Annotated in this window: 27 protein-coding genes and 1 other RNA gene; 12 read left to right on the forward strand and 16 right to left on the reverse strand. The window is 47.5% G+C overall.

Features of this window, described 5'->3' with window-relative positions; all coding sequences use genetic code 11:
- Positions 1-189 precede the first annotated feature (189 nt).
- The 3 genes from C7Y71_RS08215 (at position 190) to C7Y71_RS08225 (ending at position 4,482) form a co-directional block, all read left to right on the forward strand.
- Complete coding sequence (locus C7Y71_RS08215) at positions 190-2,724, forward strand: mechanosensitive ion channel family protein (RefSeq protein ID WP_111899253.1); 2,535 nt, start codon at positions 190-192, stop codon at positions 2,722-2,724.
- Positions 2,725-2,826: 102 nt separating this feature from the next.
- On the forward strand, positions 2,827-3,438 hold the full coding sequence (locus tag C7Y71_RS08220) for a DUF4254 domain-containing protein (protein WP_111899243.1): 612 nt from the start codon (positions 2,827-2,829) through the stop codon (positions 3,436-3,438).
- Positions 3,439-3,459: 21 nt separating this feature from the next.
- Positions 3,460-4,482: a glycosyltransferase family 9 protein gene (locus C7Y71_RS08225; RefSeq protein ID WP_111899242.1), complete on the forward strand. Its 1,023-nt coding sequence runs from the start codon at positions 3,460-3,462 to the stop codon at positions 4,480-4,482.
- 91 nt (positions 4,483-4,573) lie between these two features.
- Here C7Y71_RS08225 and glf read toward each other — a convergent pair whose 3' ends face one another.
- From glf to C7Y71_RS08255, 6 genes are all read right to left on the reverse strand, one after another.
- Positions 4,574-5,749 carry a UDP-galactopyranose mutase gene (glf, locus tag C7Y71_RS08230; protein WP_111899241.1) on the reverse strand — a complete coding sequence of 392 codons (1,176 nt, stop codon included), beginning with the start codon at positions 5,747-5,749 and terminating at the stop codon, positions 4,574-4,576.
- A 44-nt stretch (positions 5,750-5,793) separates the two neighbouring features.
- On the reverse strand, positions 5,794-6,684 hold the full coding sequence (locus C7Y71_RS08235; RefSeq protein ID WP_111899240.1) for a glycosyltransferase: 891 nt from the start codon (positions 6,682-6,684) through the stop codon (positions 5,794-5,796).
- Between the two features lie 7 nt (positions 6,685-6,691).
- The gene (locus C7Y71_RS08240; protein WP_111899239.1) at positions 6,692-7,705 is read right to left on the reverse strand and encodes a glycosyltransferase family 10 domain-containing protein; all 1,014 of its coding nucleotides are present in this window, start codon (positions 7,703-7,705) and stop codon (positions 6,692-6,694) included.
- Between the two features lie 18 nt (positions 7,706-7,723).
- Positions 7,724-8,521: a lipopolysaccharide kinase InaA family protein gene (locus tag C7Y71_RS08245; RefSeq protein ID WP_111899238.1), complete on the reverse strand. Its 798-nt coding sequence runs from the start codon at positions 8,519-8,521 to the stop codon at positions 7,724-7,726.
- 11 nt (positions 8,522-8,532) lie between these two features.
- On the reverse strand, positions 8,533-9,144 hold the full coding sequence (locus C7Y71_RS08250) for a hypothetical protein (RefSeq protein WP_111899237.1): 612 nt from the start codon (positions 9,142-9,144) through the stop codon (positions 8,533-8,535).
- 93 nt (positions 9,145-9,237) lie between these two features.
- On the reverse strand, positions 9,238-9,435 hold the full coding sequence (locus C7Y71_RS08255; protein ID WP_111899236.1) for a hypothetical protein: 198 nt from the start codon (positions 9,433-9,435) through the stop codon (positions 9,238-9,240).
- Positions 9,436-9,891: 456 nt separating this feature from the next.
- Here C7Y71_RS08255 and C7Y71_RS08260 point away from each other — a divergent pair, with 456 nt between their 5' ends.
- The 6 genes from C7Y71_RS08260 to rsgA all read left to right on the forward strand — a co-directional run bounded on the left by C7Y71_RS08260 (position 9,892) and on the right by rsgA (position 12,640).
- Complete coding sequence (locus tag C7Y71_RS08260) at positions 9,892-10,113, forward strand: DUF3791 domain-containing protein (protein WP_193215882.1); 222 nt, start codon at positions 9,892-9,894, stop codon at positions 10,111-10,113.
- Positions 10,110-10,589 carry a DUF3990 domain-containing protein gene (locus C7Y71_RS08265; protein ID WP_111899234.1) on the forward strand — a complete coding sequence of 160 codons (480 nt, stop codon included), beginning with the start codon at positions 10,110-10,112 and terminating at the stop codon, positions 10,587-10,589. Before C7Y71_RS08260 ends, C7Y71_RS08265 begins: the two co-directional genes overlap by 4 nt.
- On the forward strand, positions 10,586-10,804 hold the full coding sequence (locus tag C7Y71_RS08270; RefSeq protein ID WP_226943421.1) for a hypothetical protein: 219 nt from the start codon (positions 10,586-10,588) through the stop codon (positions 10,802-10,804). The genes C7Y71_RS08265 and C7Y71_RS08270 overlap by 4 nt, the downstream gene beginning before the upstream one ends.
- A 145-nt stretch (positions 10,805-10,949) precedes the next feature.
- The gene (frr, locus tag C7Y71_RS08275) at positions 10,950-11,510 is read left to right on the forward strand and encodes a ribosome recycling factor (RefSeq protein WP_111899233.1); all 561 of its coding nucleotides are present in this window, start codon (positions 10,950-10,952) and stop codon (positions 11,508-11,510) included.
- 13 nt (positions 11,511-11,523) lie between these two features.
- Complete coding sequence (locus tag C7Y71_RS11860; RefSeq protein ID WP_193215883.1) at positions 11,524-11,691, forward strand: hypothetical protein; 168 nt, start codon at positions 11,524-11,526, stop codon at positions 11,689-11,691.
- 13 nt (positions 11,692-11,704) lie between these two features.
- Positions 11,705-12,640, forward strand: coding sequence for a ribosome small subunit-dependent GTPase A (gene rsgA, locus C7Y71_RS08280; protein WP_111899232.1), 936 nt, complete (start codon positions 11,705-11,707; stop codon positions 12,638-12,640).
- A gap of 63 nt (positions 12,641-12,703) precedes the next feature.
- Here rsgA and C7Y71_RS08285 read toward each other — a convergent pair whose 3' ends face one another.
- The 8 genes from C7Y71_RS08285 to porX form a co-directional block, all read right to left on the reverse strand.
- Positions 12,704-13,216, reverse strand: coding sequence for a hypothetical protein (locus C7Y71_RS08285; RefSeq protein WP_111899231.1), 513 nt, complete (start codon positions 13,214-13,216; stop codon positions 12,704-12,706).
- Positions 13,217-13,263: 47 nt separating this feature from the next.
- A complete protein-coding gene (locus C7Y71_RS12230) occupies positions 13,264-13,539 on the reverse strand; it encodes a C10 family peptidase (RefSeq protein WP_111899230.1) in 276 nt (91 codons plus the stop codon).
- A gap of 84 nt (positions 13,540-13,623) precedes the next feature.
- A complete protein-coding gene (locus C7Y71_RS08295; RefSeq protein WP_111899229.1) occupies positions 13,624-14,988 on the reverse strand; it encodes a DUF438 domain-containing protein in 1,365 nt (454 codons plus the stop codon).
- Between the two features lie 3 nt (positions 14,989-14,991).
- Positions 14,992-15,315, reverse strand: a complete 324-nt coding sequence (locus C7Y71_RS08300; protein WP_111899228.1) for a cupin domain-containing protein — start codon at positions 15,313-15,315, stop codon at positions 14,992-14,994.
- A 15-nt stretch (positions 15,316-15,330) separates the two neighbouring features.
- Positions 15,331-15,828 (reverse strand): flavodoxin, encoded by a 498-nt coding sequence (locus C7Y71_RS08305; RefSeq protein ID WP_111899227.1) that lies wholly within the window; start codon positions 15,826-15,828, stop codon positions 15,331-15,333.
- A 170-nt stretch (positions 15,829-15,998) separates the two neighbouring features.
- Positions 15,999-16,577: a Crp/Fnr family transcriptional regulator gene (locus C7Y71_RS08310; protein WP_193215884.1), complete on the reverse strand. Its 579-nt coding sequence runs from the start codon at positions 16,575-16,577 to the stop codon at positions 15,999-16,001.
- A 99-nt stretch (positions 16,578-16,676) separates the two neighbouring features.
- Positions 16,677-17,951, reverse strand: coding sequence for a hemolysin family protein (locus C7Y71_RS08315; RefSeq protein WP_111899225.1), 1,275 nt, complete (start codon positions 17,949-17,951; stop codon positions 16,677-16,679).
- Positions 17,952-18,037: 86 nt separating this feature from the next.
- On the reverse strand, positions 18,038-19,588 hold the full coding sequence (gene porX / locus C7Y71_RS08320; protein ID WP_111899224.1) for a T9SS response regulator signal transducer PorX: 1,551 nt from the start codon (positions 19,586-19,588) through the stop codon (positions 18,038-18,040).
- Between the two features lie 132 nt (positions 19,589-19,720).
- On the opposite strand from porX, the gene C7Y71_RS08325 reads away from it, so the two are divergent.
- The 3 genes from C7Y71_RS08325 (at position 19,721) to C7Y71_RS08335 (ending at position 22,269) form a co-directional block, all read left to right on the forward strand.
- The gene (locus C7Y71_RS08325; protein WP_146739486.1) at positions 19,721-20,302 is read left to right on the forward strand and encodes a hypothetical protein; all 582 of its coding nucleotides are present in this window, start codon (positions 19,721-19,723) and stop codon (positions 20,300-20,302) included.
- 136 nt (positions 20,303-20,438) lie between these two features.
- Positions 20,439-20,841, forward strand: a transfer-messenger RNA (tmRNA) gene (gene ssrA, locus C7Y71_RS08330).
- A 183-nt stretch (positions 20,842-21,024) separates the two neighbouring features.
- On the forward strand, positions 21,025-22,269 hold the full coding sequence (locus tag C7Y71_RS08335; RefSeq protein WP_111899222.1) for an ATP-binding protein: 1,245 nt from the start codon (positions 21,025-21,027) through the stop codon (positions 22,267-22,269).
- Between the two features lie 20 nt (positions 22,270-22,289).
- On the opposite strand, the gene C7Y71_RS08340 is transcribed toward C7Y71_RS08335, so the two are convergent.
- Both C7Y71_RS08340 and C7Y71_RS08345 read right to left on the reverse strand, forming a co-directional pair.
- The gene (locus tag C7Y71_RS08340; protein WP_111899221.1) at positions 22,290-23,333 is read right to left on the reverse strand and encodes an acyltransferase; all 1,044 of its coding nucleotides are present in this window, start codon (positions 23,331-23,333) and stop codon (positions 22,290-22,292) included.
- A gap of 116 nt (positions 23,334-23,449) precedes the next feature.
- On the reverse strand, positions 23,450-24,409 hold the full coding sequence (locus C7Y71_RS08345; protein ID WP_111899220.1) for an NAD-dependent epimerase/dehydratase family protein: 960 nt from the start codon (positions 24,407-24,409) through the stop codon (positions 23,450-23,452).
- Positions 24,410-24,437 lie beyond the last annotated feature (28 nt).

The following is a 24,437-nucleotide window of genomic DNA, read 5'->3' on the forward strand; positions in this document are numbered from 1 at the left end:
TTCGGAAGAATCGGAATAATCTGAATACTCTGAAAATTCAGAATACTCTGAGTAACTCTCAACTTTCAAATCTCATCTCCCACTCTCAACCCTTTATTTATGGGCGTGCAGACAAGTTGGCGAAAGTGCTTTTACATTTCTGAAAAAAGCAGTAATTTTGCTCACAGAAAAAAGAAGATTAGAAAAAGCATGAAAAGACTACTGATAACACTGTTTGCAATTTGCATTGTACTGCCCTCGACCGCAGTGCTCAAGGAACGCGATCTCAGCACCACGCTGAAAGTGCTTCGTGTGGAACTGAGGAAGGCATGGGACGACCAGCAGGTCCTGATGAAGCGCATCCAGACCAACCGCGAAGCGCAGCACAAGGAGATGGTGAGCCTGATGGAGCGTTCGGCGCAAGTGTCGCTCATGCTCTACAGCCAGAAACCCGACTATACGTTCGACCTCACTTTCGCCTGCGGTGAAGCCACTTCGCTCTATCGTGAGTTTACGAGAAAACGCCGCCCTTACGACAGGATAATGCAGCGGCTGAACATCGAAGTGGAGCGCTACGACAACCTCATCAAGATGCTGCAACTTCTTCCGCCGTCGCTTGTACAAGCCACTAACCAGAAACCTGCAGCGAACGACTCGCTGCGTCAAGGTCCACCGGAACTTGCAAAGGAGCAAAAGAGAACCCCTATACAACTCGATGCGGAGTCGCAGAAGAACAGGCAGGAATGTCTGGACTATGCCACAAAGTTGCGCGAAAACATCTCGAAGATGAAGGAGGAAACCTCGCGCGATGATGAGCACTATAAGCGGATTACCGAGCAACTCAAGAAACTGCACGACTACGCCCAGAAACGCTACCATGAGATACAGCAGAACATCTTCATCAATGGAGAAAGTTCGTATTTCACCACTATCGCTAACATGCCCCGCCATGTGAAGCGGGCGCATCAGGATGCCACAGACAAATACGACGACAAGGACTATCGCGGCACGCACACCGAGTGGCGCGGACCGATAGTGTTCGGCTTCGTCTTCTTCATCGTGTTCTATCTGGTGCTGTCCGTGCTGCTTGCCAACCTCGTGGTGCGCTTCCTCTTCCGTAAAGTGAAAAGACTCAAGACGGAAAACCTGCAACTGCGCAAGGCATCTATCATCATTGCTGCCAGTGTGTTTTTCTTCATTCTGTCCATCATGATAGCGCGGACGTTTATGTACCACGACTTCCTGAAGTTGGCTACCGAACTGCTCGTGGAATACGCCTGGCTGTTGCTTTTCGTGAGTCTCTCGTTGCTCATCCGCCTGAGCGGCGACCAGATCAAGAGCGGTTTCAGCATCTACATGCCTATACTCATCATGGGACTTGTGGTCATCGTGTTCCGTATCGTGTTCATACCTAACTACATCGTAACGCTCATCTTCCCGCCGCTTCTTGTGATATTCACGTTGTGGCAGTGGTGGGCTATTACCCGTCATAACGACAATATCCCCAAGAGCGATATCTTCTATACCTGGATTTCGCTGGCAGTGATGGGTGTGTCGTGCGTCATGTCATGGATGGGATATGTGCTACTGTCGGTACAGGTGCTGATATGGTGGCTCTTCCAGTTGACAGCCATACAGGCGGTTACCTGCTTCTTCGACCTTCTGGGCATGTACCGCGACAAATACCTCAAGAAACGCCTCCGCAAGTTCCGCGCGAAGCATAAGGCACTCACCGTGGCACTCAACAGCAAGATTATCACCGTTACGTGGCTCTTCGACTTCATCCGCATGGTCATCGTGCCTGTCGTGGGTGTTTACAGTGTGCTCTACTGTATTTTCCTTTCGAGCGACGTGTTCGACCTGAGCGATACTTGCTTCGTGATTTTCTTCTACGAATTCCTCAACATACCCGACGTGATTTCGCTATCGCTCTTCAAGATTGTGGTGGTAGTGGCAGCATTCTTCCTGTTCAGATACATCAACTATCTCTGCAAGTCGCTCATCAAGCACTACAAGACGAGCGTGGCAATCAAGCAGAACGGTGGCAAACTGATTCGCCGCAACCAGATTAACCTGATGCTCATCAACAATGTGACGAGCATCATCGTCTGGGGCATCTACATCATTGCTGCCATCATCCTGCTGAAGATACCTAAGTCGGGCATCAGCATCGTTACGGCAGGTCTTGCCACTGGTATAGGTTTCGCCATGAAGGACACCATCAACAATTTCTTCTATGGCGTGTCGCTGATGGCAGGGCGCATCCGCGTGGGCGACTACATAGAGTGCGACGGCATACAGGGCAAAGTGGAAAGCATTACCTACCAAAGCACACAGATTACCACTCTCGACGGTGCTGTAATGGCCATCCTGAACAGTTCGCTCTTCAGCAAGAACTTCAAGAACCTCACGCGCAACCATTCCTATGAACTGGTGAAGATACCCATCGGTGTGGCATACGGCACGAACATCGACGAGGTGCGCAAGATGCTTGTTGATGAACTTACCCCTTTGAACTACAAAGACAAGTTCGGCCGCTGGGTGGTGGATCAGGAAAAGGGCTTCTCCGTACTCTTCAAGGACTTCGGAGAGAGCAGCGTGGACCTCTACGTTGCATTCTGGATTATTGTTTCGGAAAAAGTGCAGTTTATGTACAAAGTGCGCGAAACCATCTACAAGACCCTCAATGCCAACAAGGTGGTTATTCCATTCCCGCAGCGCGACCTCCACATCATGAAAGAGTAATCCAAAATCGGTCATTAGACCGACTCGGGTTTATTATTTTTGCCCAATCCACTATTTTTTCATTACTTTGCAATCTCAATACAAATAAAAGCAGAACGAGACATGACATTTACCGAAAAGGCACAACCCATCTTTGAGCAAGCCATCAGGGACTACCACGTGACGGACAACGTGGACACCCCCATAAATAATCCCTACGCACCTCTGACCATAGAGTTCCACCTCTATCAGAAGTGCTGGATTGACACCGTGCAATGGCATTTTGAAGACTTAATCCGCGACCCGCAGATAGACCCTGCAGATGCGCTCGTGCTGAAGCGCCGCATCGACAAGAGCAATCAGGACCGCACAGACCTTGTGGAACTCATAGACAGTTATTTCCTCGATACGTACAAGGACGTAGCCGTGCAGCCCGATGCCACGATCAACACCGAGACACCTGCCTGGGCAGTGGACCGCCTGAGCATCCTGGCGCTGAAGATATACCACATGCGCGAACAGGCAGAGCGCACAGATGCTTCTGAAGAGCATCGCAAGAAATGCGCAGACAAACTCGCTGTGCTCCTCGAACAGCAAAAAGATTTGTCTGCAGCGCTGAACACGCTCATCGACGATATTGCAGCCGGAAGAAAGTACATGAAACTCTACAAACAGATGAAGATGTACAACGACCCTGCAACAAATCCAGTCCTTTATAAGAAAAATCCCTCCTAATCCTGCATAACTAACACTATAATGAAAAAAATTGCAGTTTTGAGACTTTCTTCCCTTGGCGATGTGGCTATGACTGTTCCTGTCATAGACAGTTTAGCGAGGAAGTATAACGATCTCAATTTCGTGATTGTTACATCTAAGCGCTGTGAAGGTATATTCTATGACCTTCCGGATAATGTGGATGTGCATGCAGTTCACTTACACGGCAAGCATTCAGGCTTTAAGGGTTTGAGGCGCTTATCTTCTGAACTGCGTTCGAAAGGTGTTGACACAGTAGCCGATCTTCATGACGTGCTACGCACCAAGGTGCTGCGCAAATTGCTCCTCCTTCATGGTTGCAAGGTAAAGCATATAGACAAGGGTAGGAGTGAGAAACGCGCCTTGGTCAGACATACCGCGAGTGGTTTCAGGCAACTGAAAAGCAATTTTGAGCGTTATGCAGAAGTGTTCAGGAAACTCGGCTTGCGTTTTGAAATAGATTTCGAGCGTCTTGACCTGCCTGCCGGAACATACGCCATCAGGAAGCCTGAAGGCGAAAAATGGATTGGCATTGCACCCTTTGCTGCGCACCGCGGCAAGATTTATTCGCTTCGAAAGATGAAAGAAGTGATAGGTGCTCTTGTTTATAGGTATCCCGACTGTAAAATCATGATGTTCGGCACGGAAAAGGAGATGCACAGCCTGCGCAAGCACTACGATTTCGACCAGTTGACCTATGTTTGCGATCAGTTTAGTGGTGTATGGAACGAATTGCGCGTTATCGACCAACTCGACGTGATGATTTCGATGGATTCGGCTAACATGCACCTTGCCTCGCTCGTGCAGACCCCCGTGGTAAGCATTTGGGGCGCCACACACCCTTATGCAGGCTTCTATGGCTACGGACAGGATCCCGATAACGCCATACAACATGACCTTGACTGCCGCCCCTGTTCCATTTTCGGCGATAAGAAATGTGAGTACGGCGACTATCACTGCATCAGGGAGATAGCTCCTACAACCATTGTGAAAAAGGTGGCGGAATTCATAGAAAAAGCAGAATAACCGATTGGGATAAACTGCTTCATGATGCTTTAGGGTTCTTAGGGTCTTTAAGGTCCTTAAGGATTATCAGTGATAATTTCCGATTTTACTGCTATTCCCACATTTGCAGCACCTTCTGTATGATAGGTGCCATGTCGTAGTACTTGTATTCTGCGAGTCGTCCGCCGAAGATGACGTTTTTCTCCTGTGCACCCCTTTCTCTGTATTTTTCGCTGATGCGGTTGTTCGTCTCATCGTTTACGGGATAGTACGGCTCCATGCCGTCTGTCCATTCCGTGCTGTATTCGCGGCTGATGACGGTGCGCGGGTTTTTGTAGACATCGTCGCCGAATGATTCGAAGTGTTTGTGCTCTATGACGCGTGTGTAGGGCGTTTCAGCATCGGTGTAGTTCACCACGGCATTGCCTTGATGGTTTGACGTGTTCAGAATGGTGTGTTCGAAGCGCACAGTGCGGTAGTTGAGTTTGCCGTATTCGTAGTTATAGAATTCGTCAATCTTTCCTGTAAAGACAATCTTTTTGCAACGTATTTCCTTTTCTCCGTCGGTCAGCACATGGCAGTCGTCTGTTTCATCGTACGAACGCGAGAATTGGAAGAAATCCGTCTGCGTCAGACATTCTGCATCTTTCAGCATACCGTTGATGAGGAGGTTGTAGCCCCCGATGGGTATGCCTTGGAAGGCATCGTTGAAGTAGTTGTTGTCGAAGGTCAGGCGCACGGGCAGACGCTTTATGATGAAAGCGGGCAGTTCGCTGCACTTCCTTCCCCACTGCTTTTGGGTATAGTCTTTGATAAGTGTTTCATAGATGTCGCGGCCTACGAGTGTGAGCGCCTGTTCTTCGAGGTTGCGCGGTTCTGCCACTCCCGCTTTCCTCATGGCTTCCACGGCTTCTTTGCGCTGTTCCTCTATTTTCTGCATGGCAGCATCAGGCGTTACCGTTCCCCACATTTGGTAGAAGGTGTTCATGTTGAACGGCAGGTTGTAGAGGCGACCTTTATAGTTTGCCACAGGGCTGTTGGTGTATCGGTTGAAAGGCACGATGCTGTTCACATAGTCCCATACTGCCTTGTCGGACGTATGGAAGATGTGTGCGCCGTATTGGTGTACGTTGATGCCCTCTACGAGTTCGCATCTGAGGTTCCCGCCGAGTTCGCTTCGCTTGTCGATGACGAGGCATGAAAAGCCGCGCTGTGTCGCCTGATGGGCGAAGGTGGCACCGAATAGCCCGCTGCCCACAATGAGATAATCGAATGTTTTATTTGTCATGTTCTTGTTTACCGGTTACGTTGGATTATGTTTGGTTTTCTGTATTATTTCCCAAGTCTTTCGTTGATACCGTCGCTGTATGCCCGGAAGAGTTGGCGTATGTCGCTGAGGTGATATTGCTTAGATGTGAGGCATAGCCATAGTGCTGATGCAGTGTATCCGAGCAGGGTGTTTAACGGGCGCAGATGTCTCACTGCGAAGTTCTTGCCGTAGTGGTGGTTGAACCATGCGGAATTGCGTATGTGGTACTTGCGTTTCCACTTTTTCTTTGCCTGCTTTGTTTCCCAGCTGTCGTTGGAGAAGAAAAGTTCCTTCTGCATCCTTGCCTGTGGCACATAGACCACGCGGAAGCCTGCCATCGTTGTGCGGAGCGAGTAGTCTGTATCGTCGTAGAAGATGAAGAGGTCTTTGTTTGGCAACCCTGCCTTCTCTACCACTTTTCGGCTGATGAGCGGTCCTTCGAACACCATGCCTTCTATGTCGGCAGGTTCCGATATGTTGTCTTCAAGGCGACTGCCGTGGAGAGATGCAAACGCGTTGGTAAGGTTGATTTTCCTGCATTCATTGACGAATACTTTTCCATCCTGAATGCGTCTTGGGCAGAGTATGCCGATGCTGTCGTCGTTTGCCAGTTTGAGTAACTGTTCGAGGCAGTCGGGTTCGGGATACACATCGTCGTCCATGCACCATATCCAGTCGGCGCCGTCGTCGCAGGCTTGCTGCATACCGGTGTAGAACCCGCCTGATCCGCCCACGTTGTCCTGATGTATGACGCGGATGCCGGTTTGGGTATCGAGCCACTCCTGTGTGCCGTCTGTGCTACCGTTGTTTACTACGATGATGCTGTCGAGCCCTTCTGCAGCAGTAATCTCCTTCAGTAGGCGCTTGAGGAGTGGAAGTCGGTTATATGTTACTATGACGGCAATGATTTTCATGATTTTATCAGTGTGTTTTCAGCATTTGCTGCAATTTTCCGATGGCATGGCTGAAATTTTTCTGGTAGAAATTGTGCAGGTTGAAGAAGTGCCTTTCCGGTTGGAATGTAATCTTTTCCTTAGGTGCTTCGGCATTGCATTGGCTGAAGTGATCAGCAACCATGTTGACCAGATTGTATTTTCCGAGGATGAGATTTTTTGCTTCGCGGCGTGCTTCGCGTGAGTTTTCGTAGGCTTCTTCCTTGATAAGACGTTCGATGAGTTGGCATGCGCCTTCAAAATCGTCGAGGCTGAATGTGGAAAGACTGCCTTCAGGGAAAAAATCGAAGATATTGGTGCAGCCGCAATAGATGGGATAGGCGTCACTCAAGAAACAGTCTGCCATCTTTTCTGTCCAATAGAACTTTTCACAACTGTTCTCGATGGCGATGTGATATTTGTATGGTGCCAGGACATCGTATTTGTCGTCGAAGTTGCGTATGCCTGCCCCATAGAGATCGAGTTGATCGCCAAAGTGTTCTTTCAGTCGCTTGACAAATTGCAGTCTGCGTCTATGACCTGATGTGAAAGTTTTGTTGCTCGTGATTACACTGATGAGTTTTTTCTTGGGTAATGCGTCCTGACGGCTGAAATCATCGAAGTCGAGGTTGACAGTGTTTCTTCCGTTGTTTTTTCCAAGCCCTACAAACCAAGGCAAAACAGCATGGGTGTAGATGTTGTTTCCTGTGTGGAGGTTTTCCTGACAGGTGAAAACTGTACCAAATTGCCGGCAGTATTTTTTCGGATATCTTAGCACAGACGCGGGCTCTGTTGTGAGCAAGAGTGTGTTCTGCCTTGCCACGTTGTACGTCACGGGTTCCTTGAATGCCTTGCTAAGCACTACGAGGAAGTCGGGCTCTATGTCTTCATTCACGTAAAAGCGAAACATTCCATCGTCTGAAATGCCGCGTCTTTCCGTGGTTTGCCGAAGGATTGACGTTTTTGGGTCGTCTTTTCTTGTTAGCAAGAGAACGTTGTACATGGCGTGTGCTTTTGTATGCTATTTATCCTTTTTCGTTGCTTTGTGGTTGCGGTATGCCCTGATGGGGTGGGTAATCATCTTCCGGCGGCTGTAGGCATTGTCGTGGTGCCGCTTGGTGGCAATTAGTGTCCCGGTTTCTTCCTTTGGCAAGTCCCTGCATGCCACGTATGCCCCGGCAAAGGTTTTGAAGAGTTCCATGTCGCCCGTGAACCGTGTCATGTTTTCGTAGCACTCCTTCAGGGCGGGCACTGCGCCGCGGACATAGTCCATGCGGTTGTTGTCGATGAGTTCGAAGGTCCAGCCGTCGGGTGTCTTTTCCGGCAGTATGTTAGTGCTGTTGAGGTCGTGGTGGAGAATACCTTTCTTATGCAGGTTGGCAAAGAATGCAGCGAGTTCGGCTATGAGACCTGGCAGTTCTCCGTCTGCTTTCTCAAAATATGCCATCAGCGGCTGTCGCCGGGTCTCTGCCGTAGCGAGGTAGCAACCGGTGATCCAGCCCTTGCTTTTCTCTTCGGCAAAGGCGTATGGCTCGGGTGTGAGAAAGCCTTCGCGCTGCAGGATGAGTGCATTGTCGTATGCCTTTCGGGCTTTGTTGTGCTCGAAGAAGGAATAGGCGGTCTTTTGGAAAATGTTTCTTATGCCAAATGCCTTTACCACGAGCACGGGCATACCATCTTCTTCGATACGTTTCACTACGTTGCGCCCCTGATAGAGCACTTCGCCAGTGGTCTGGAACACATCGGGCAAAGCCTTAAGAAAGGCTTCGAGCCTCTCGTTGTCCGCATGTTTCGGATTTATGGTGTAGGAATAAGACATAAATTCTGGCTCTATTTGGCGATGTATTTCCTGCCGTTTTTAATGTAGAAGCCCTTTTGGGGTTGGCAGATTCTCTTTCCGTCGAGGCTGAATGTTCCGATTCGCTCTGTTTGCAGTGCGGGGCGGTGTATGGCAGAGACGGGCGAATACACATAATTGATATAAACACTGTTCACTTCAAACCCGTTGTCCACGGTGAAGAGCGTCAGTGCGTTGCCATATTCGCCTTGCGTGGTGTGGCAATCCAGTTCTGCCGGCATGTCGGTTTTTCCTGAAATGGGCACATTGTTCTTTTCTACGTCCTTCCCTATGAGGGAACATATTCCTCCGCAGCAGATGGTCAGTCCGGGGCTCGGCATGGTGCCTTCCAATAGACGCCCCCGTGCGGAAATGGTAATGATGTCCGTCGTGTTGTTGCGTATGAGCAGTCCGTCTTTGGTTACTTCGTTCGATTTGCCCGACACATCGATGACGTAGCCGCCGTAGGTTCGTTCCACGACGTTTACGGTTATCGTGTCGCCCTCGTCGAGCACTTTGCCTTGCCACACGAGCGAAGTCATCTGCGCCTTGGCATTCAGCGCCAAAGCACAGCAGATAATGAAAGAAAAGAATATACGTAGCATGTGGCAAAGATACACACAAAATGTGAGAGCACGATGCTTTTGTCCGCTTTCGTTGCCTTGTCGGGCTATAGGCGATGATGCAGGGTGGCTGTCTCAGTCGATGATGTAGTCGTAGCCATCGCGATGCAGCATGCCGTTGCTCTCTGCAAAACTGAGGAACATCATGACTTCCATGGTGGATTTGCCGAGTTGCTTGCTGAGGTAATTGACGAGGAACGACTGGCTCTGCCGTTCGCCCCACTGCATTTTTGCGTCAACCAAATGACGCTTCCATTTCCACGGTTCGTACATAATAAAGCATTTGATAGTTTCTTATTGATGCAAATATAACACTTTAGTTTGTGTAAGTGCAGGAAAAATGGTTGAAATTACGATGTTATAATGTGGTGCGGAGCACGCCGGAAAGTGACACTATGTCAAGTTTTAAACGCGAAAGACGCGGATTTAACGCAAATACAGGTGTTTGCCAACGATTTATGCCATTGCTTTCGCCCGGCGAAGACACGAAGCCTGCGGTGCAAGACAGCAGACAGTCGTTTGATAGTTATTGCCGCAATCCGTGTCGTTGCCGAGCGAAGTGCGTACTGACGTAATTCTGCAATTGAATAATATTCAGGGGTGTTCTAAAAAAGAAAAAACTAATTTATAGAACACCCCTCAAAGGAAAATGATCTCGCAGGGCAACCCTTGCAAGAATATTTTTTAATGACTACCTTTGTACTCGTAACGTTAAAAGTGCAAGTATTTATGTCAAGGCAGATATTGGATAAAATAGAATATCTCGTGTTGTTGGTGTCTGAATTTGCTGCGCGCAGCAGAGTGTCGGAGGCTGAAGCATACAGATATCTCAGAAAGTATGGTGCTTTGGCTTTATGCAGCAAGCACTATAATATTATGCACACGCTTTCTGTTGAAGAGAATATTCAAACCTTGAGGGACTACTGCCAGCGGAGGGGCGGAAGACTATGAAACTCTATCATGGCACAACCATTGAAATAGCCAAAATAGACTTAGGACAATCCAAGCCCAACAAAGATTTCGGCAGGGCTTTCTATCTCTCTGAAGATGAGCGTCAGGCTCACGAGATGGCTCTGTTCAAGGCTGTGTTTGACGAAATGCCCCCCGTTGTTAATGTATATGAGTTCGATGAAGCACTTTTGGGGTTTTTCAAAGTCAAGAAGTTTAGGACATACAGTAAGGAGTGGGCACACTTTGTCTATGACCATCGTACAGAACCCAATGGCAGGACTCTTCACGATTATGACATTGTGTATGGTCCGATAGCCAACGACCGGATTGGTGCACAGATAACGCGCTATAAGCAAGGTTATATTTCCTTTGAAGAATTTCTGAGACGCATTCGGTACGTTAAAGGAATAACCTTCCAATATGCATTCTGCACTCAGAGAGCCATTGACAAACTGATAAAACAGAAAAGTGTATGAAAGTTTCGCAGGCGGAATTTCAAAACATGAAGGAGGAGATAGTAAAAGACCTTATCTCCCGACTGATGGAAGAAAAGGGCTTTACGATGGATAAAGCTTTTGACGCTGTCTATACCTCACGTCTCTTTGAGAAGTTGAATAACCCAAAGACGGGTCTCTTCTTCCAATCCTCCGGCTATGTTTACAGTTTCCTGACAAGCGAACTTGGCATGTAGAAAGATTTATAGCGCACCCCTAAAAACTATCGTGTTCTTCGAGTTTCCAAGAACAATCGCGGCACAATTTTTTCTTTTTAACGGTTTTTTTTCAAAGTTTACATTTTTATGTTTACCTTTGTCTTTGAAAAGAAAATACATCATTATGTTAGACGTCAAGCAACTATTGTCCGATTTGGACGAAAAGATGGAGATGAGCGTTCTTCATCTGGACGAGAAACTTTCGCAGATACGCGCCGGACGCGCCAATGTTCATATTCTGGACGGTGTACGCATTGACTATTATGGTCAGATGTCGCCGCTTCAGGTGGCAGCAAGCGTAACGACGCCTGATGCACGAACCATAGCCATCAAGCCTTTCGACAAGTCGATGTTCAAGGTGATAGAAAAAGCCATCATTGATTCCGAAGTGGGCATCATGCCTGAAAACAACGGCGAAATCATTCGCCTGGGTATACCGCCACTCACCGAGGAGCGTCGCAAGCAACTCACCAAGCAGTGTAACAAGGAAGGCGAAGAGGCTAAGATTGCTATCCGCAATATCCGTCGCGACGGTGTGGACAAACTCAAGAAAGCCATCAAGGACGGGCTGAGCGAGGACCTTGAGAAAGACGGCGAGGCAGATCTGCAGAAAATTCACGACAAGAAGATTAAAGCCATTGATGCGCTCCTTGAGAAGAAGAACAAGGAGATTATGACAGTATAGCAGGAGGATTCAGATGTACGGACAAAGGACGAACAGATATTTATACATCTTTTTCAACGCTCTCCTGAAAATACTCAAGGTTGCCATTATCGTAACGATTTGCATTTTTGTGTTCGATTGGTTCGGACTTCCGCTTTGGCTGTCGTTAATAGGTACGCTATTGTTCCTGCTCATCTTCTAAGCCTACAGTCAGCGTGGCGCATGGACAAGTCATTAAAAGTACGGGGAGTTGGTACGTAGTGAGGACCGACGACGGGCGTATAGTGGAATGCAAGGTAAAGGGCAACTTCCGCCTGCGTGGCATACGCTCCACGAACCCCGTGGCAGTGGGCGATGGTGTAAGTATCATAGAAAACGGAACAGAAGCGGCGTTCATCAAGGAGATTGATGAGCGCCGAAACTATATCATACGCAAGGCATCGAACCTGTCGAAACAGAGCCATATCCTTGCGGCAAATGTGGATGTTGCCGTGCTGGTGGTTACCGTGGCTCGCCCCGAGACGAGCACCACGTTCATCGACCGCTTTCTGGCATCAGCCGAGGCATACAATGTGCCGGCAGCACTTGTTTTCAACAAGACGGACGAACTCTCCGATGAAGAGCGACAGAAGAAAGACTATTACCATTTCATCTATGCCGACATAGGCTATCCCTGCTTCGACACTTCCGCCATTACCGGCGAGGGTATGTCAGCACTGTCGGACTTCCTGCGCGGCAAACTCTCCCTGCTGGCGGGCAACAGCGGTGTGGGCAAATCGACCATCATCAACTACCTCATTCCCGAAGCCCACGCCAAGACGGCAGCCATCAGCGAGCAGCACGAAACGGGTATGCACACCACCACGTACAGCGAGATGTTCAGCCTGCCCGAGGGCGGCGACGTCATCGACATACCCGGCATCAAAGGCTTCGGCACTTTCAACATGGAACCCGAGGAGATGGCGCACTATTTTCGCGACATATTCCACATCAGTGCCGACTGTCGTTTCGACAACTGCACACACACGCATGAGCCCGACTGCGCCGTTCTGAAAGCCCTTGAAGACCACCGTCTTGCGCCATCAAGATATGCCTCCTACCTGAGCATGATGGAGGATATGGATGCAGGGAAATATCGGGAAGGATATTAAATGACATTATAAGCATTATAAAAAAGAACGGCATTTTTTACACCGTTCTTTTGAGATTTCCTTTCAAACGTTCTCAGGTTTTATACCTGCTTGGAATATATTTAAATACCCCAAAGCCGGTGGACCAGCACTAGGGTTAAAAACCAAGTGGAATTCTCTTTGGTTTGTACTTGTATTCTCTGCAACTATAATTGATATTATACTGTCTTTTAGATCCACTTTTATAGTAGGTCTTAAAATATGCTGCTCGCGTATGTCCATAAAATAACATGACTCAAGCTCTTCATTACCTAGAGAAGAACTAACTACTTGATCAAAATATAAAGTCGTGTCCGGATCTGCTAAAATGGTAATATAAGGGTCAAAAGGACTATTGCATTTGAATCGCAATGTATCAGCAGACGCATCTATATATATATCATGAGTATACTTGTTCCTCATTTTTATTTTATGAGTGTCAGATTGAAAGTTTATAGGGATTGCAGGCGCCCAGTCCTTTTCTTCTTCACAAGATGAAAAAAGCGTTAATAAAGAAAGAACTAATGTTGTTATTGAAATAAGTGAGAAATTCTTCATAACTATATTGTATTATATGTCATAAATTAACTTTACCATTCGTATTTTTAATTAGCAACTATTGCATATTTAAAATCGTATCTAAAATCATATAGACTTTCTATATAAGTATTATCTCCATCGTCTGGAATTTCGCCACCAAGACGGGTGTTAAAAACTTTGCAGAAATAATATCCATTTCTTCTGCCATCCCACCCCCAATTACAGTGAACCATATTTAATGTTTTATTATCCTTAGTCGCATTAAGATAATCATCATAGATCCATATATGCCAGCCATTATCAGCGACAAGAGTAATAAATAATTTTTCTTCATGAATAATTTGTTTTAATCTTTAATTCTTCAATACTTGAAGATACAACAATCTGATATTATAATGCCTGCCAACTTACGAAACTTGAATATATTACTTTTCGAAATGTTTTTTGGCAAACTCCATGTCCTGCACGATTTCGACAGTGCCGAGGTATTGCCCGTTGTGGTCGCGTACAGCCATATAGTTGATATATTGGAGACGCCCTAATTTTTCCATCCATACTGGCACCTGGTCGCGTTTTCCGCTGCGGAAATCGTTGATAATGGCTCGCACCATAGGTTCGATTTTTGGTGGGTGGCATGAGAAGACATCGCGGTCGATTGCCATCGCTGGGCGTTTGAACAGTTTCGGACCTTCGTTGAAATAGCGATTGATGTTTTGTGCATCAACAAAAGTTATTTCAAAGGGCAGGGTGTTGAGCATAGCCCGGAGTTGTTCAATGGTGAGATGTCCGCCAGGCATAACTATTTCACCTTCATGCGCAGGTAGGGACTTTTCTTGTTGTTCTGCTTCATTCCATGTGTTCGGTTGCACCCCGAGACATGGTGCGTAGTCAAGGCTGTCGCGATAAATCTGTTTCCATTCCTCGTCTGAAAAGTTGGCTGCACAAAGTGGGAAGAGGATGTTGTCTTCTTTATATACCATTTCTGCCGCACGTTGTAAAACTGCCTCTGCACGATTGTTCCACTCGTCGCTGTCGGATGTGTCGCGTACGAGGCGTGTGAGTTCATCGCGTATTTCGTCGTCCACAGTCCACATAACTTCTGACGGGCCATAAATGCCATACTTTACTTTCAAGAGGGGATAAAGAAGGTCTCCCTTTTTAGCATAATGAATGGCTATTTCGCGACTTTTCCCCACCTTTTCTCTGAGACTTGTTTTCTCGTCGAGGAGTGCTTTCAGTGCCTTGTTCTCTGTATAGAAGGTTTGGAGTGGATGACCATCAATGTCGCGCAGTTTAGTGGCAAGGACAACGTTTTGATTAGTAGTCGTTACTGATTCCTCGTGGCTCTGTTCTGTTGCCATTTTACCATGAAACAGGGCGGAATGGACATCGCAGAGATGTTGCACCTCGCGTAGGGGTACTCCCTCCTCCATCATTTCCTGTTCTGCTTGCATTATCTCGTCGTAATCCACACCTTCGAAATGCTCCACGAAGTCCACGCGCACGCTCTCCAGGCTTTCGCCCTTGTTGAGTCGTTGAAGGTACGACTTCAACAGTTCTTTGCGCGAGAGAGCTACTTCAAATCCGTTCTCCCGTAGTGCAGTAAGTACATTTTCCATTGGGATGCCCTTCATCTTGGCACCTTTGGGAATGGTTATCATGCGTCCAACAGAGTTGAGCATAATTTTCTTCGTTATATCCTTAAACCCCAAGCTCACCATTATTTCGGTGAGCTCAGGGAATTCACTAACCAGTTCAAAGACGGTTTTGTTCAAATCAATCTTTTTCATGTGTTATCCTCTTATCATGGTAAGCAACATCTTGAAGCGTGTTGTTGCGTTGACGGCATGGGGGTGATTGGCGGGCATGATGAGCATTTCGCCTGCTTTGGGGTGATGGGGCATTCCATCGATGATAATTTCCGGTTCACCGTCGATTACGGTTACTATGGCGTCGAATGGTGCACTATGCTCTGACAGCCTCTGCCCCTTGTCGAACGAGAAGAGGGTAACGCTGCCACCCTGCGTGTGTATGATTTCCTTGCTGACGATACCATCAGCGGCATATTCTATCGCTTCGTTAGGCACAAAAACCTTGCCTGATTCTATTACAGCCATAGTTCTGGAAGAATGTTATAGTTCAGGACGGATGTTGTTGAGCCAGTTGTCGATGCGTTCCTCGCTGTTGTTGTCGCTTTCGGTGCAGTCGAGAGCCAGACCAACGAACATGCCATCGCTGACAGCCTCTGAATCCTCATAGGAATAGGTGTCGGCAGGCACCTGGCCTATAATGTTTGCTCCTGAATCTTTTACGGCATTATAAATTTCAGCCATAGCACCGCAGAATGTATCGCCATAGCCTTCTGCATCGCCACAACCGAAGATGGCAACGGTCTTGCCGGAGAGGTCGGTTGCTTTCAGTGTTTCCACACCGTCGTACCAGTCATCCTGCAACTCTCCTGCTCCCCATGTGGAGGAGCCCAGCAGCAGGTTGTCGTATTCAGCCAGTGTGTCGGCACTGACATCTGACACATTCATTACATCACTTTCGCCAAGTTTGCTGGCAATCTTCTCGGCAAAATCCTGGCAACTGCCAGTGGTAGAGCCGTAAACTACGATAGTCTTTTTCATTGCGTAATACGTTTTTATTATGATTTGTAATTCTTTACTGCAAAAGTAGACTATCGTAAATCATAAGGTTGTAACAAATGTTACGTTTCAGGTTTTTTAACAGTTTTTCATTTTTTGTATTGCGATTGGTTTTTTGGATGTGAAGGCCTTGGATAGTTGATTGTTGACTGTCAACGGTCCAAGACTATCAACTCTATACCATCAAGTGTGCGTTTAATGATGCCTTCAGCTCTCAGTTCTGATAGCACGCGTGAGAGTGAAGGGCGTGCCACACCCATTACGCGTGCCAGACGTTCCACGCTTTTTATCTTTTTGTGTAGACTCAGATACTCAACGACCCGCTCTTTGAGCGATCGTAGCGCAACGTCGTTGAGTAGTCTACCGAGATGTTGGCAGCGGTTGGAAATCATGCTGATATAGTTCTGCATTATTTGTTTGTCATGGTGCAGCCACTTTAGAAAAGTGGTGCGGTCTATATAAAGAATTGTACACGCTGTTTGTGCAACCACATTGACAGGAAATTTGTTTACGTCGGCAAAAAGAAATGCGGGTGCCAAAATGGCAGGTCCTGTATGTGTTTCTACAATTATTTCCTTGCCATCTTGATTGACCATACTGCCATAAGCTACCCCTTCAACGAGCATTGTGAGGTCTGTGCAGTCGTTGCCTTTGCGGGCAATGTAAGCCCCTTCGTCCTTATGACGTATGCGGTGTGGAGACTTTTTTATGAATTCTGCAATATTGTCCATGTTGCAGCCTTTGAAAAGAGGAGATACTTTTATTTTTTCTATCAATTTATCCTTCATTTCTAGAGTAAAGTTTCAATGGTTGTAGTCTGTTGGGTGTTCTTATTCTGTGTCGCGCAACGTGACGACCACTTTTTCTATTCTCGTTTCGTCCATTTCGACCACCTGTATACAGAAATTGTTCCAGAGCAGGCGTTCTCCCACGTGGGGGATGTGTTCTAACTGATCGAGCACGAGTCCGCCCACTGTCGAGAACTCGCGTGAGTATTCGTTCTCCATGTCGAAGTAGGCGAGGAAATCGTAGAAGAGGCACTGTCCGCTTACTACCCAACTCTTCTTGTCCTGCCGCTCAATGATGTCGGGCATTTCGTTGGGTTCGTCGATGCTTCCCACGAGGCCCTCCATGATGTCCTTGAGGGCTATGATGCCGCTGAGTGAACCAAACTCATCGAACACGAGGCCGCAGTTGTGGTGCGCCAGTTTAAGTTCCGCAAGCGCTTTGTAAACGGTCATGCTCTCGGGTATGTAGGTGGGTTCCTGTATGATGTCCTTCAGGTTGAAGTCTTCCTTACCTATGATGAGTACGAGGTCCTTGAGCGAGATGATGCCTAAGGTCTGTTCTATTGTCCCGTTAACCACGGGATAGTTGGCAAAGGAATGCTCCGTGAGCACTTTTAGCACTTCAGCCTGCGTCATGTTCACATCGAGTGCGACGAGGTCGGTGCGGTGGGTCATGAGCGACACCACCCTCTGGTCGCCGAGGAAGAGTGCGCGCTCCATGATGTCCTGTTCCACTTCCTGCACTTCTCCGCTTCGGGTGCCTTCTTCGATGATTGACTTGATTTCCGCCTCCGTCACTCTTGAGTCCTGGGGTTTGAGCCTGAACATCCAACTGAGCACGTTGTTGTTCCACGTGAGGAACGTAACGATGGGTTTGGTGATTTTTGCCAGGAAAAGCATGAAAGGACCTACGGCGCGCGCCAGTTTGTCGGCTATGTCGAGCCCCACGCGTTTCGGGAAGAGTTCTCCGAGTTCCACTTGCAGGTAGGTGGCAACGATGACGATGATGGTCTGCGACACTGTGCCTGCCACAGCGTGCGCCATGCCGATGTTTTCTAACAATGCAGCAAAATCGTCGGCGAGTTCTTTGCCCGAATAGATACCCGTAAGGATGGACACCACGGTGATGCCTATCTGGCAAGTGGAGAGGTACATGTCTGGGTTTTCCTGCAACAGGAGTGCAGCCTTTGCGGCTCGGCTGCCGTTTTTAGCATCGGTTTTTAACTTTGTTTTCCTGGCTGAGATGAGCGCCACTTCTGATAGGGAGAAGAAGCCGTTGATGGCAACCAGGATGAGTATGATGATTATCTCTGTCATTGTTCAGTGGGAGGCGTAATCTTTTTTCGTTATTACGTTATGACGTTATTTCGTTATTTCGTTATTTCGTTGTTCTTTTTAGTGGTTTATTGCCTGCGTTTCGGTTTGAGTTCCACAATAGGTATGAGCATTTCTTCGAGCGATATGCCGCCGTGCTGGAACGTGCCTTTGTAGTAGGAAACGTAGTAGTTGTAGTTGTTGGGATAGGCAAAGAATTTCCTGCCGAAGGTGTAGATGTAAGTAGTGGAGAGATTGGGCGATGGCAGCCCGAACTGTCTTGGCTCTTTCATTTCGAGCACGTCTTTCTTGGGGAAGGTCAGGTTTTTGCCGAGTTTATAGCGCAGGTTGGTGTTCACGTTTCTGTCGCCCACCACTTTCACAGGTGTGTCCACATAGATGGAGCCGTGGTCGGTGGTGATGATGATGTCGTAGTCGAGTGTGGCGAGCGTCTTGAAGAGGTCCTTGATGGCAGAATGTCGGAACCAGGAGAGTGTGATGCTTCGGTATGCCGCCTCGTTCTGTGCCAGTTCGCGCACCATTTTCGACTCTGTACGCGCGTGGGAGAGGATATCGATGAAGTTGACCACGAGCACGTTGAGGGGTGTCTGTGTGAGTTTCCCGAATTGCCCCAGGAGGTGGTCGGCAGCCACGGAATCGTTCAGTTTGTTGTATGTAAACGCTTCTTTCCTGCGGTATCGCTCCATTTGCAGGCGTATGAGGCTTTCCTCGTTGAGGTTCTTGCCTTCGTCCTCCTCTTCTTCCACCCAGAGGTGTGGGTACATCTCCTTGATCTGCTGCGGCATGAGCCCTGAGAAGATGGCGTTCCGGGCATATTGTGTGGCTGTGGGCAGGATGCCGAAATAGAGGTCTTCGTCGATGTCGAAATCGTCGGACAATGCCTGGCTCAGCACGCGCCATTGGTCGAATCGGAAGTTGTCGAGCACGAGGAGGAACACTTTCCTCCCTTCGCGCAGGAGGGGGAACACCTTCTTCTTGAAGATGTCGGGACTGATGAGTGGGCGGTCGTCGGGATTGTCGAGCCAGTGCTTATAGTTGTTCTTTATGAACTTTACGAACTGCAGGTTGGCTTCTTCCTTCTGACTGGCGAGCATTTCGCTCATGGGTCCGTCGGTCTCGCTGAGTTCGAGTTCCCAGTACACTAGTTTCTTGTAAAGGTCCTTCCATTCTTCTGTGGTGAGGTGTTCGCTGATTTGCATGCTGATTTGCGCAAACTCCTTGCTGTAGGCGGTTTGCGACACGGTTGATACTATTTCGCGCTGGTGTATGTTCTTCTTCAGTGCGAGGAGTATCTGGTTGGGGTTGACGGGCTTAATGAGATAGTCGGCTATCTTTGAACCTATCGCCTGGTCCATGATGTCTTCTTCTTCGTTCTTCGTGACCATCACCACAGGCACATTGGGCTGTATCTCCTTGATGCCTTGCAGTGTTTCAAGTCCGCTCATGCCCGGCATGTTCTCGTCGAGAAGAATGAGGTCGAAATTCTCCTGCTTACACTTCTCTATGGCATCGGCACCGTTCGTGGCCGCCGAAACGCTGTAACCTTTCTTTTCGAGGAACATCACGTGCGCCCGGAGCATGTCGAACTCATCGTCCACCCATAAAAGTCTTGCAATCATAATGCTGTTTTTTCTATTTTCATGCGAATTTAGTGATACAGACTGGATTGGCGAAATAATTGGTATTTAAAAAAGGTTAAGAAGTGTGTGCTGCCTGCAGATATAGCACCCTGAAATCATTATCTTTGCACCATGAAGCGCTTATCGTTCCTGATGATTACTTTTTTTGTGCTGTCAGTCTGTCGTGCACAGGAGGCAGTCAGCATTCCGATGCCTTCCATTGATGGCGACACGCTTATGCTGGTAGGGACGGGATTTGCAGTGGATGGGAAGGATACCGTCAGCCTGCGCGGCTTTCCCACCGACCGGTTTTATGCCATGACGGTGAAAACATGCATGGCAGGCGACTTCGACAGCGACGGCACGCGCGATATCTGCATCGGGTGGAATGAGGATGGCATAGGCTACACCAAGTTCTATTTCGGCAACGGCGACATCAAGATGCGCACACATTCTGCCACACTGATGCAACTGCTCAATTTCAAGGGACGCCTTGCTGCCATCACGGTCAATGCCGGGCTCTACTGCCTCGTGCGCTTTTCTTCAAAAATGCGGCTTTGGCACAGGCTACTGCCACTTTATTTCAACCATAAGAGCAGCACACCGCTCGAATTCTGGTACGAAGCGCCTTCACTCCGCTTTCGCGACAATAAAGGTGCTGTGTGGTACAACAAGCGCGGGAAAACACAGCGGCTTATGGACAGGGGGAGTTGATTGTTGGCAGATAATCGGAGTATTCTGAGTTTTCTGATTATTCCGAAAATTCCGATTTTGAAAATTCCGTTAAAAAATGTATAAACGCGCCTTTATTTAAAAAGGACGTTGTATTTTTGCAGCCCAAACCTGAATCGGGGCTGAATGGATTTGACAGCGACTGAAGGGGTTTGTAAGCACGCAGTGCGCCTGGGAGTGGGCACTTTAATATCGGCTTCCGAAAATTTAATTGGCGAAAATAAATACGCTCTCGCTGCCTAATCTGAAGTACAGTAGGATTGCTTAATTCCGTCTCCAGGAGGCGGAACGGGACATCGCCCGAAACAGCCGTTTTTTCCGAGGCGGTTTCATAGTGGCGGTGCTAAGAATATCGGGAATAGTCAGGGTGTGCCTCGGCATTTTGGCGAAATTTAAGAGGATAAGGCGTTGGTTGGTGGCTCCGGTCTTGCCAACGCACGAAAAACGAAGCGGAGATAAGCGTGTAGAAAGCAGATTCACTCTTCGTTTGGACGAGGGTTCAATCCCCTCCAGCTCCACTAAAACAATCTTGCAGGCATTTGTAGATGAATTGCTTGCAAGATTGTTTTTTTGCTGAAAAGAAGAGAAAAACCATAATTTTTATGTAATAAACATGTCATGTTGCATAAAAAAACGGTTTTTTATGCAATAAGAAATGTAAATTACACAATATTTTTTATCTTTGCCTGTGTAAAAACTGAACAATGAAGACAATTCTTTTCAATCAGAAAAAGGAACGCGATGAGCTGATGTCGCGCCCTTATTTGATTCGCCGGACAAAATTGGATGCACGGCTTTTGTTAGGCAGTAATCTTATCAAGTTAATCACCGGTCCTCGGCGTGTCGGCAAATCCACTCAGGCTCTGTTGATGTTGAGGAATACGAACTTTGCCTATTTGAATTTTGACAGTCAGGCTTTGTTGGAATCCTGGAATTCTAATCTCGTAATGCGTATGTTGGATGATGTATATCCCGATTACGATTATATTCTTCTTGATGAGGTACAGAATTTAGATGGATGGGATTTGTGGATAAGTGAACTTTATAGGGAAGGTAAGAATCTTATAATAACGGGAAGTAATGCCAAGATGCTTAGCAGTGAGATGGCAACTGCGCTGACCGGAAAGTATCTTCAGGTGGAGATGTTGCCGTTCAGTCTTGAAGAATTCTTTGATTGGAATGGTCTTAATCTTAAAGAACTTGGTTCAGAGCAGACTACTGAGAGGGCAGTACTTATAGACGACTACCTGAGAAATGGCGGTTATCCTGAGGTGGTGAAAGCGCGCCAGTTGACCCGCACTTATCTTGACACGTTGTTCGATTCAATCGTGTGGAAAGATGTGGCAAAGCGGCATCATGTGCGTAATGTATCCGACTTGAACAACCTTGCATTGTACTTTGTCTCCAATTTCTGTAATGCCGTGAGCGCCAATGAACTGACAAGGGAATTAGGGTTCTCCAGTGTGAATACTACTAAAAAGTATATGGATTATCTTCATGAACCATTCATGTTCTACTATTTGTATCGTTATAACAATAAGTTAAGACTAATGAAGAAGGCATCACGAAAGGTTTATGTGGTAGATAATGGTTTTGTAGCAGCAAAGGCTTTCTCGTTAAGCGAGAATCTGGGGCGTTTGCTTGAAAACCAGGTGTTTATAGAGCTCCTACGTCGCGGATACGATTCTGAAAAGTCAATTTTCTATTATCGTTCACGCAATGACAAAGAAGTGGACTTTGTGTTGCGTGATGGAGCGCGCATAGAGCGGCTGGTTCAAGTGTGTTATGACATGAGTTCTCCCAAAACACAGAAGCGTGAGACAGATAGTCTGGTAGAGTGTGCTGAGGAATTGAACTGCAGAAACCTTGTTATCGTGACGAACGCTGAAAAACGAACGATTGAGAAAGATGGTTACAAGATAGTTGTAGTACCCGTTTTCGATTTTTAGAATACCTCCCAAGCGTGCCCTCAACTCAGTTTTTTGACTATCGGGCTGAAGAGGAAGGAGACTGCAAGAGAGAGCAGGAATACTGCAGGTACCGCGACGAAGAACCAGATGCCGAACTGTCCCTGTGAGACGAAGTAGCGGTCTTTCAGTAAGGGGTACACCAGCATGTCGAACATATAGCTGAGCAGATACATGTCGAGCGAGAGGAAGGATACCTTTACAAGGATTTTCTTCGTCGTAGCATTGCTGACATCGCGCTGATAGAGTAGCAAGAAGACGATGACGGCGATGATGACGCCGAAAGCACCATCCACACCGCCTGTGATTTGTATCAGCGAGTGGTTTTTCACAAAAAGCACGTTGAAGAAGGGATTGAACAGGCTGATGCCGAAGATGGTGGCGAGCCCTTTTGCTGTGTTGACTATAGGGCGGTATTCCCGGATATAGCATCCGATGAAGAAGAACAGCAGTGGCCAGATGGTTTGCCACCAGTCGGGGAAGATGTGTTGTTCGTAGCGGTTGGTGAGCGATGGCACAGCCGTCATCAGAAACAACGTGGCTATGAGCACTTGTTTTGTGCGCTTGTCGGGGATGTGTTTGTAAAGTATGTTAAGGAAAGGCGTGAGCAGGAAGAGACCTATCCACATCTCAATGTACCAGCCATAGTTGATGGCAGAGAAATCAAGGATTTTCCTGACCCATGCCACAGCCGTGAGGTCCTCGTGTATGTAGTACTTGCGGAAGAGGATGGTGATGACGGAATAGAGCAGATAGGCGACGAGTACCCTCACCATGCCACGATAGTATTTCTTGCAGACTACCTTGTTGATGTTGAGGTAGCCCGTGAGCATGAGGAACAGTGGTACGCCTATTTCAAAGATATTTCTGAAAACCGCCTGAATGAACATTGAAACACCGGCAAATGGTGTTTGCATGAAAGGTGTATTCAAGAAGAAATGCCCTGCTATGACGCAGAAGATGGCTGTTACACGGACAATGTCAAGTCCGGCTATGCGTTTCTTTACATCTTGCCCCTTCCGTTTAGTTTCTTCTAAATTATTCATTTTCAGATAGTTATAATCGGATTATTGTTGTCGGTTTCTTTGGGTTTTCAGAAAAGAAAAATCCTGCAAGTTGTTGGCTCGCAGGCATTTTTCATGTTATTTTATTGACCCCTCCTTTATTTCTGAAGCAGTCTTGCTGAGAGTCTCTCGAGCATGTCTCGTGTCATGGAGTCGAGATTAAACTCAGGATTCCAGTCCCATTCCTGTCGTGCGCAGACATCGTCAATTGAATTGGGCCAACTATCGGCAATGCTTTGTTTGAGTGGGTCGATGTTGTATTCCATTTCGAATTCCGGGCGATATTTCTTGATGTTGGCGAAGATTTGCCCTGGTTCGAAACTCATAGATGCGATGTTGAAGCCATTACGGTGGATGAGGCGCGAGGGGTCAGCCTCCATCAGTTGGATAGCACCATTAAGTGCATCAGGCATATACATCATGTCCATATAAGTGCCTGCTCCGATGGGACAGATGAATTTTTCGCCTCTCACGGCGCTATAATAGATGTCCACTGCATAGTCGGTAGTACCTCCGCCCGGAGGAGTAACGTAGGAGATGAGGCCAGGGAAGCGCACAGAGCGTGTGTCAACGCCATACTTGTTGTGGTAATAGTCGCTGAGGAGTTCTGTGGTTACCTTGCTTACACCATAGATGGTGCGCGGACGCTGAATAGTGTCCTGAGGTGTGTGGTCGCTTGGTGTTTCGGGACCGAAAGAACCGATAGAACTCGGTGTGAATACAGCACATTCATTTTCGCGTGCTACTTCAAGCACGTTCCAAAGGCCGTCAATGCCGATTTTCCAAGCCAGTTTTGGTTTACTTTCTGCAACTACAGAGAGGAGAGCTGCAAGATTGAAGATGGTATCGATTTTGTGTGTCTTTACCACTTCTGCGATGGCTGCACCATCCGTTACGTCGCATACTGCTGATGGTCCTGATTCTGCAAGTCTGCCTGTTGGTTCTGCGCCATGTATGTAACCTGCCACAACATTGTCACTACCATAAATGCTACGCAATTTCATTGAGAGTTCGGAACCGATTTGTCCAGTTGCTCCGATAACTAATATATTTTTCATCCGTCTTGATAAAATTAGTTTTATTTCA

It is taken from the genome of Pseudoprevotella muciniphila (genome assembly GCF_003265305.2).
Classification (GTDB): domain Bacteria; phylum Bacteroidota; class Bacteroidia; order Bacteroidales; family Bacteroidaceae; genus Alloprevotella; species Alloprevotella muciniphila.